Annotated in this window: 7 protein-coding genes; 1 reads left to right on the top strand and 6 read right to left on the bottom strand. The window is 71.3% G+C overall.

Annotated elements, in window-relative coordinates:
* Window positions 1-19: 19 nt before the first annotated feature.
* Window positions 20-2,320, top strand: a complete 2,301-nt coding sequence (gene katG / locus QM591_RS13415; protein WP_415132895.1) for a catalase/peroxidase HPI — start codon at window positions 20-22, stop codon at window positions 2,318-2,320.
* 105 nt (window positions 2,321-2,425) lie between these two features.
* Here katG and aqpZ read toward each other — a convergent pair whose 3' ends face one another.
* The 6 genes from aqpZ to QM591_RS13445 form a co-directional block, all read right to left on the bottom strand.
* A complete protein-coding gene (gene aqpZ / locus QM591_RS13420) occupies window positions 2,426-3,232 on the bottom strand; it encodes an aquaporin Z (RefSeq protein WP_415132896.1) in 807 nt (268 codons plus the stop codon).
* 178 nt (window positions 3,233-3,410) lie between these two features.
* Window positions 3,411-4,712, bottom strand: a complete 1,302-nt coding sequence (locus QM591_RS13425) for a DUF58 domain-containing protein (protein WP_415132897.1) — start codon at window positions 4,710-4,712, stop codon at window positions 3,411-3,413.
* Window positions 4,713-4,717: 5 nt separating this feature from the next.
* On the bottom strand, window positions 4,718-5,713 hold the full coding sequence (locus QM591_RS13430; RefSeq protein ID WP_415132898.1) for an AAA family ATPase: 996 nt from the start codon (window positions 5,711-5,713) through the stop codon (window positions 4,718-4,720).
* Window positions 5,710-6,915, bottom strand: a complete 1,206-nt coding sequence (locus tag QM591_RS13435; RefSeq protein WP_415132899.1) for a DUF4350 domain-containing protein — start codon at window positions 6,913-6,915, stop codon at window positions 5,710-5,712. The genes QM591_RS13430 and QM591_RS13435 overlap by 4 nt, the downstream gene beginning before the upstream one ends.
* A gap of 8 nt (window positions 6,916-6,923) precedes the next feature.
* Window positions 6,924-7,595, bottom strand: coding sequence for a DUF4129 domain-containing protein (locus QM591_RS13440; protein ID WP_415132900.1), 672 nt, complete (start codon window positions 7,593-7,595; stop codon window positions 6,924-6,926).
* A gap of 51 nt (window positions 7,596-7,646) precedes the next feature.
* On the bottom strand, window positions 7,647-7,857 hold a 211-nt coding region (locus tag QM591_RS13445), incomplete at its 5' end, for a hypothetical protein (RefSeq protein WP_415132901.1).

Below are 7,857 nucleotides of genomic sequence, written 5' to 3' on the forward strand. Positions count from 1 at the left end.
CCCTTCAGGAAGGAAGAAAATGAGCGCACACGACGACAGCGCCGCGCCGATCGGTGAGAACCCGACGGGCATCGACCAGTCCGTCACCGTGACCGACACCGACGAGGCCCGCGTCGAGCAGGAGCAGACCGATCAAGCCGGTTCCTGCCCCGTGATCCACGCCCAGCCGCACCCCACCACCGGCTCGGCGAACAACGTGTGGTGGCCGAATCAGCTGAACCTTCGCATCCTGAAGAAGAACCCGGCGGTGGCGAACCCCCTCGGCGAGGACTTCGACTACCGGGCGGCCTTCTCGGCGCTCGACCTGAACGCCGTCAAGAAGGACATCGCGGAGGTGCTGACCACCTCGCAGGACTGGTGGCCCGCCGACTTCGGCAACTACGGCCCGCTCATGATCCGCATGGCGTGGCACTCCGCAGGCACCTACCGCGTGATGGACGGTCGCGGCGGCGGTGGCACGGGGCAGCAGCGCTTCGCGCCGCTGAACAGCTGGCCCGACAACGTCAACCTCGACAAGGCGCGGCGCCTCCTCTGGCCGGTCAAGAAGAAGTACGGTCAGAGCATCTCCTGGGGAGACCTCATGATCCTGGCGGGCAACGTCGCCCTGGAGTCGATGGGATTCTCCACCTTCGGCTTCGCCGGTGGACGCCCCGATGTCTGGGAGCCGGACGACGACGTGTACTGGGGCCCCGAGACCACGTGGCTCGGCGACGAGCGTTACACGGGGGAGCGCGACCTCGAGAAGCCGCTCGCGGCGGTTCAGATGGGCCTCATCTACGTCAACCCCGAGGGCCCGGGCGGACAGCCCGACCCGCTCGCGTCGGCGCGTGACATCCGCGAGACCTTCGGCCGGATGGCGATGAACGACGAGGAGACCGTCGCGCTCATCGCGGGGGGCCACACGTTCGGGAAGACGCACGGCGCCGCGCCCGACTCGCACCTCGACGACAACCCCGAAGCCTCGCCGATCGAGGAGCAGGGGCTCGGATGGAAGAACGACTACGCCTCCGGCAAGGGTGACGACACGATCACGTCGGGCCTCGAGGTCACCTGGACCTACCACCCCACGCGGTGGGACAACGAGTTCTTCCACATCCTCTACGCGTACGAGTGGGAGCTCTTCCAGAGCCCGGCCGGCGCGCACCAGTGGCGCCCCGTCAACGGCGGGGGAGCCGACATGGTGCCGATGGCGCACTCGTCGGGCCGGCGTGAGCCGCGCATGCTCACGAGCGATCTGGCTCTGCGTGCCGATCCCGAGTACGACAAGATCTCGCGACGCTTCAAGGACGACCCCGACGCGTTCGCCGATGCGTTCGCGCGTGCGTGGTTCAAGCTGACCCACCGCGACATGGGTCCCATCGAGCGCTACCTCGGTCCCGAGGTGCCCAGCGAGGAGCTCATCTGGCAGGACCGGGTTCCCCCGGTGGACCACCCGCTCATCGACGACGCGGCGGCGACCGCGCTGAAGGCGCGGATCCTGGAGTCCGGGCTCAGCGTCGCCGAGCTCGTCTCCACGGCGTGGGCGGCCGCCTCGACCTTCCGCGGCAGCGACAAGCGGGGCGGCGTCAACGGGGCGCGTGTCCGCCTCGCGCCCCAGAAGGACTGGGAGGTCAACAACCCCGCCCAGCTGCACCGTGTGCTCGGCATCCTCGGCGGCATCAAGGCCGACTTCGATGCCCAGTCCGAGACGAAGGTGTCGCTGGCCGATCTCATCGTCCTCGCGGGCAACGCCGCGGTCGAGAAGGCCGCGCGGGACGCCGGTGTCGAGGTGGAGGTGGTGTTCCACCCCGGTCGCACCGATGCCTCCGCCGAGCAGACCGACGTCGAGTCGTTCGCCTACCTCGAGCCGGCGGCCGACGGGTTCCGCAACTACCAGGGGCCGGTGGCCGTCGCCTCGGGTCTTCCCGCCGAGCACCTGCTCATCGACAAGGCCAACCTCCTGACCCTCAGCGCGCCGGAGCTGACCGTGCTCGTCGGCGGGCTCCGGGTGCTCGGTGCCAACTGGGACGGTTCGGAGTACGGGGTCTTCACCGATCGTCCGGGAGTGCTCTCGAACGACTTCTTCGTGAACCTCCTGGATCTCGGGACCACCTGGCGACCGCTCGATCCGGGTTCACACGCGTTCATCGGTACGAAGGACGGCTCGGGCGAGAAGGTCGGCGTCGGCACCCGCGTCGATCTGCTGTTCGGCTCCAACTCGGAGCTGCGCGCGCTCGCCGAGGTCTACGCGTCCGACGATGCGAACGAGAAGTTCGTCCGTGACTTCGCCGCCGCGTGGGGTCGCGTCATGGAGCTCGATCGCTTCGACCTGCACGCCTGAGCGGGCGGGGACGGGACACCTCGTTTCGTCCCGCGCCCCACACACGACGACCGGAGGCCCGAGCCTCCGGTCGTCGTGTATCTGCAGAGCGTCGGGCGGGGCAGTTCAGCCGGCCGACTTGCCGTCGAACAGGGCGCGGTGGGCGAACCCGGCCAGCAGGGCGCCGATGATCGGGAAGACGATGAAGACCCACAGCTGTGCCAGGGCGTCCCCGCCGCCGTAGAGAGCGGTGGCGATCGAACGGGCGGGGTTGACCGAGGTGTTGTCGATCGGGATCGAGACGAGGTGGATGAGCGTCAGGGTGAGACCGATGACGAGCCCGGCCAAGGTCGTCCCGCGGGTCGCGTGGGTCACGCCGAGGATGACGAGCACGAAGATCCCCGTGAAGAGGATCTCGGCGGTGATCGCCCCGCCGATGCCGAAGCCGCTCGGGGAGTGGTCACCGAACCCGTTGCTGGCGAAGCCGCCGGACTGCGCGGCCGTCAGCCATCCGTTCGGACCGAACAGACCGATCAGGACGATCAGGCTGGTCGCGATCGCACCGCCGACGACCTGGGCGACGATGTAGCCGATCGTGTCCTTCCAGGGGAAGCGGCCGGCGGCAGCGAGACCGAGCGTGACGGCGGGATTGAAGTGTCCTCCGGAGATCGGTCCCCAGGCATAGGCACCCGCCACGACCGTGAGGCCGAAGGCGAGTGCCACGCCCACGAAACCGATGCCGAGCGAGGATCCATTGGGCCCCACACCGAAGTCGGAGGCGAACAGGGCGGCGCCGATGCCGCCGAACACGAGAAGGAAGGTGCCCGCTGCCTCTGCCAGGAGCTTGATGCTGGTCGCCGGTCCCGCCGGCGGTGGCGTGTGATCCAGAGGGGTCGGCGTGGCCGGGGTATCGGGGATCGGGTCGGTGCTCATGAGAGGTCCTTTCGCTGAAGATCACGCGGGGCGATCCTGATGAGGGTGATTCTGCCGCTGTTCCGGGCGTTTGCCCAGGAGGCGGCCGACGTGTGGCGTCGTGTGACAAGACGCACGATCTCTCGATCCGTGACGCGGAAACCGTCGATCGCCTTCGAAAGGTACGGCGCGGTGCGGTCTAGAGCCGTCCGGCTGCTTTGAGGGCCAGATACCGGTCGGCGATGGCGGGCGGGAGGTCTTCCGGCGTCGCCGCGAGCGCTTCTCCACCGGCGCGGCGGACAGCCGCCGCCACCCGGTCGGCGTCACGCCGGGCGCGTTCGTCTGCGGCCTCACGGTAGATGTCGGCGGCCGTCCGCCGCACCGGGGGAGCGGACGGCTCGTCCCACGCCGCGCCCACGAGCAGAGGCGCTCGACGCGTCACGGCGGGAATTGCCGCCAGGAACCCCCGCGCCGATTCCACGGCGTCCTGGGCGGTGAGGGCCACCACGAGCGAGGGGCGTGTCGTCAGGGTGCGCACGTGGGCGAAGGCGGCGTCCCAGTCCGTGTCGATGAGCTGAGCCTCCACCGGCGCCATCGCATCCACGAGGCTCGACAGCAGTCCCGCCCCGTCGCGCCCGGTCACCCGCGCGCGAACGACACGGTCGAACATCACCAGATGGACGTGGTCGCCCGCGCGCGAGGCGAGCGCGCTCAAGAGGAGGGCTGACTCCATGGCGGCATCCAGGCGGACTCCGTCGCCGACGCGGGCGGCGGCCGTGCGGCCGGTATCGATGATGATGACGACATGACGGTCCCGCTCGGGACGCCACGTCCGCAGCATCGTCGTGCTCGCCCGCGCGGTGGCGCGCCAGTCGATCGAACGCACGTCGTCTCCGCGCACGTACTCGCGAAGACTGTCGAACTCGGTCCCCTGCCCTCGCACCTGGAGGCTCGTGTTGCCGTCGAGCTCGCGCAAGCGCGCCAGTCGCGAAGGCAGGTGGCGGCGTGCGGTGAACGGCGGAAGGACGCGTATCCTCGCCGGTGCGTCCAGGCGCGCTTGTCGGCCGGCGAGCCCGAGTGGGCCGAGCGAGCGCACGACCACGAAGTCGCTGCGCAGTTCACCGCGTCGCCGCGGACGCAGCGGCACCTCGACTCCGCGTCGTTCTCCGGCGGGGAGGTCGAGGACGGCGCGGCGGGCCGGGGCGCCGGCGGTGGGCTGCCACCCGTCGCGCAGGAGTCCGCGCAGCCGCCGGGATCCGGTGTTGTGCACGAGCACCGTCGTGGAGACGTCGCTGTCTCGAAGTGCCCGAGCCGGGACGCGCCGTTCGATCCGCACTCGCCGCGGGGAAGCGGCGAGAGCGACGTCGGTCGCCGTCAGGAGCACCGCCAGCAGCGCCCAGCCCGCCGCGACCGCCCACGCCGGGACCGCCACCGACGACAGCGCGATGACGGGGACGACGCCCAGGGTCAGGGCGAGCGGCAGACGACCGGTGACGAACATGAGGCTTAGACGGGCACGCGGGTCTGCTGGACCACGGAGGTGAGGATCGCGTCGGCCGACACACCCTCGATCTCGGCGTCGGGGCGCAGGCGCAGGCGGTGCCGCCACGTGGGGACGAGCATCGTCTGGACGTGGTCCGGGGTGATGGCGGGGTACCCGCCCAGCCACGCCCACGCCTTCGAGGTCGCCAGCAGCGCGGTCGCGGCACGAGGGCTCGCCCCCAGTTGCACAGACGGGGACAGGCGGGTGGCGCGGGCGAGATCGACGACGTAACCGAGGACCTCGTCGGACACCTCGACGCGGCCGACGGCGGCCTGCGCCGCACGGATCTCCTCCGCGCCGGTGACGGCCTCGAGGCCGGCGGCGGGGAGATCGCGCGGTGTGAACCCGCTCGCATGACGGCGGAGCACGGAGATCTCGTCGGCCCGCGCCGGCACGTCGATCATGAGCTTGAGCAGGAAGCGGTCGAGTTGGGCCTCGGGCAGCGTATACGTGCCCTCGTGTTCCACCGGGTTCTGCGTGGCGGCGACGAGGAAGGGATCGGGGAGGGCGCGGGAGACGCCGTCTGCGGAGACCTGACGTTCCTCCATCGCCTCCAACAGGGCGGCCTGCGTCTTCGGGGGCGTGCGGTTGATCTCATCGGCGAGGAGCACGTGGGTGAACACGGGGCCCGCTCGGAAATCGAACTCCCCGGAGCGCGCGTCGAAGACGAGCGATCCCGTGACGTCTCCCGGCATGAGGTCGGGCGTGAACTGGATCCGCGCGGTGTCCAGCCCGATCGCCCGGCTGAACGCTCGGACCAGGAGCGTCTTGGCCACACCGGGAACGCCCTCCAGGAGCACGTGGCCGCGGCTGAGGAGAGCGATCAGCAGCCCGGTGACGGCGCCGTCCTGGCCGACGACGGCCTTGCCGACCTCGATCCGCACGCGGTTCATCGCCTCGCGGAGCTGATCGGATGAGGGCGTGGTCGCCGGTGTCGACGTGGGATCCAAGGCGCTCATGAACGGTCCTTTCGGGACGGAGGATGGTCGAGGGGGCTGTCGGATTCGGGGGCGCGTGGGCGCGGTGCGGGGCGCACGGCGGTGTGGAGTCGCTTCTCGAGCGACCGCAGGCGATCAGCGGCGTCGACGAGCTGGGCATCGTCGTCCACGGTCGCGTCGATGAGGATTCCGCGCACCGCCTGCCGGTCCTCGCCGAGGCGTTGGGCCACGGCGTCGCTGATCTCCTGCGCACTCGCGGTCGGGCCGAGACCGACGAGGCGGGCCAGCTGTGTGAGCGCGCCGATCCTGAGGTTGTCCAGCGCGTGGGTCGGTTCCCCCGCCCGGGCGTAGAGGCGGGCGCGGCCCTCCGAGGTCTCTCCGACGCGTACGGTGACCGGCAGACGCTCGACCACCAGTGGCCCGAAGCGTCGGCCGCGCCAGACGGCGGCGCCGACGGCCGCGGCGAGCAGGAGCAGCATGACCGGGGTGACCCACGGCGGGGTGAGCTCGCCCAGGCTCGGCGCGCTGTCGGCGAAGTCGCTGTCCTCGAGGGAAGGCAGATACCAGACCACCCAGGGATGGCGGCCCAGGAGATTGAGGGCGAGTGCGGCGTTGCCATCGCGTGCCAGCTGCGCGTTCGTGAAGAGCACCGTGCCGTCGATGGCGGAGATCCGGCGCTCGCCGTCGTCTCGGACGATGAGCCCGGCGCCGCCGTCGGAGACGTAGCAGGCCTGAACCGATGCGTCGGCGGTGAACAGCGCCCCCGGCGCGACCGGCCCGGCCCGCTGTGCCTCGGGAAGGTCGCAGCCCGGTTCCACCGGTGACATCCCGTAGCCGCCGACGCTGGCACCGGAAAGGAGCACGCGCAGATCCCGTGACGCGGGGTCGAGCAGCACCACGTCGTCGGCGCGGGCCGAGATCTCTCGGATCGTGTCGTCGGCCAGGGGAGAGGTGTCCGCCCAGATCAGCGTCCCTCCGCTGGAGAGGGCGGCCCGCGCCGCCTCGCGGTCGCGGACGGCGATGACGCTGACGCCCTCCTTCTGCAGCAGGCGAGTGATGGCCCGGGTGCCGTCGGGGCCGGCGGCGTGCGGGTCCAGCAGGCCGCGCGCGGGCAGCTGGGCGATGCCGGCGATCGCGGTCAATCCGAGGCCGACGACGATGATTCCGGCGGCGATCGCCGTCCACCCCCAGACGCTCCATCGCCGCGACGGCGCTGTCGTCACTGCCCCGCTCATCGAGCCGCCCCGATGCGGTCCTCACGGATGCCGGTCTCGAATCGGGGCGAGGTCCGGGAGAGGCGTTCGTCCAGCTCCACCACCGACCGGTATCCCGACGCGTCGCCGGGGCGGCGGAGATAACGGACGTCGTCGAAGAGGTCGGCGGCGTGCGCGAGCGCTCCGTCCTCTCCGGGGAACGCGGCGGAGGCTTGCCGCGCGAAGCCGTGGACGGTCGTGCCGGGGGCGGGATCGAGCACGGTGCGCTCGACGAGACCGCGGGACAGCGCGCGGAAGCGCAGTGCGATCGCCTCCTCCCAGTCCTCGCGTTCGGCGGCAGCGCGGGAGGCGGTGCGGAGCTCGTCCGCCCGCCGCGCATCGTCGATCCCGAAGAGGTCGACATCCGCACGGGATCGGACGGTGCGACGCGGGCGCCCCCATACGATGACCGCGAGTACCACGATGGCGAGAAGGACGAGGACGACCCCCACCGCCATCCACGGCGCGAGGGCCGCCGGCGCGGACCCCGAGAAGAGCGATCCGAGGAACTCGCCGATCGCGCGTGCCATCCGATCGAACGGGGTGGGCTCGGCGGCCTGGTAGACCGGATCGGACAACTCCTGCTCCGCCCACCGACGAGCCTCGTCGCCGTCGGGGATCAGGGGGAGAGTGAGATCGCGGATCGTCACGACGGTCCCGACCCGGGGGGCACCCATTGTGTCGAGCCCGGCGTGGAGGAGTCATGCGGCGAGGGGGCGTCGGTGGGCTGGCCCTCGTCCGCCGCCGGCTCGGCATGCCCGTCGGCGGACGGCGCCGGCCAGGCCGGATCGACGGCGGTCGGTGACGCCCGTCCCGCGCTCGGCGGAGGCCACGCGGCGCTCTGCGCGGGCGGCCATCCACCCGGCGGGGGCCCGGCGGCGGGTGCAGGCCACGACGGGCTCGGCGCGGACC

Origin of the sequence: Microbacterium sp. (assembly GCF_047607225.1) — a bacterium.
Classification (GTDB): Bacteria; Actinomycetota; Actinomycetes; order Actinomycetales; family Microbacteriaceae; genus Microbacterium.

Coding starts and splice junctions, on each gene's coding strand:
- aqpZ (WP_415132896.1), bottom strand. CDS start 3,232: ATGAGCACCGACCCGATCCCCGATACCCCGGCCACGCCGACCCCTCTG.
- QM591_RS13430 (WP_415132898.1), bottom strand. CDS start 5,713: ATGAGCGCCTTGGATCCCACGTCGACACCGGCGACCACGCCCTCATCC.
- katG (WP_415132895.1), top strand. CDS start 20: ATGAGCGCACACGACGACAGCGCCGCGCCGATCGGTGAGAACCCGACG.
- QM591_RS13425 (WP_415132897.1), bottom strand. CDS start 4,712: ATGTTCGTCACCGGTCGTCTGCCGCTCGCCCTGACCCTGGGCGTCGTC.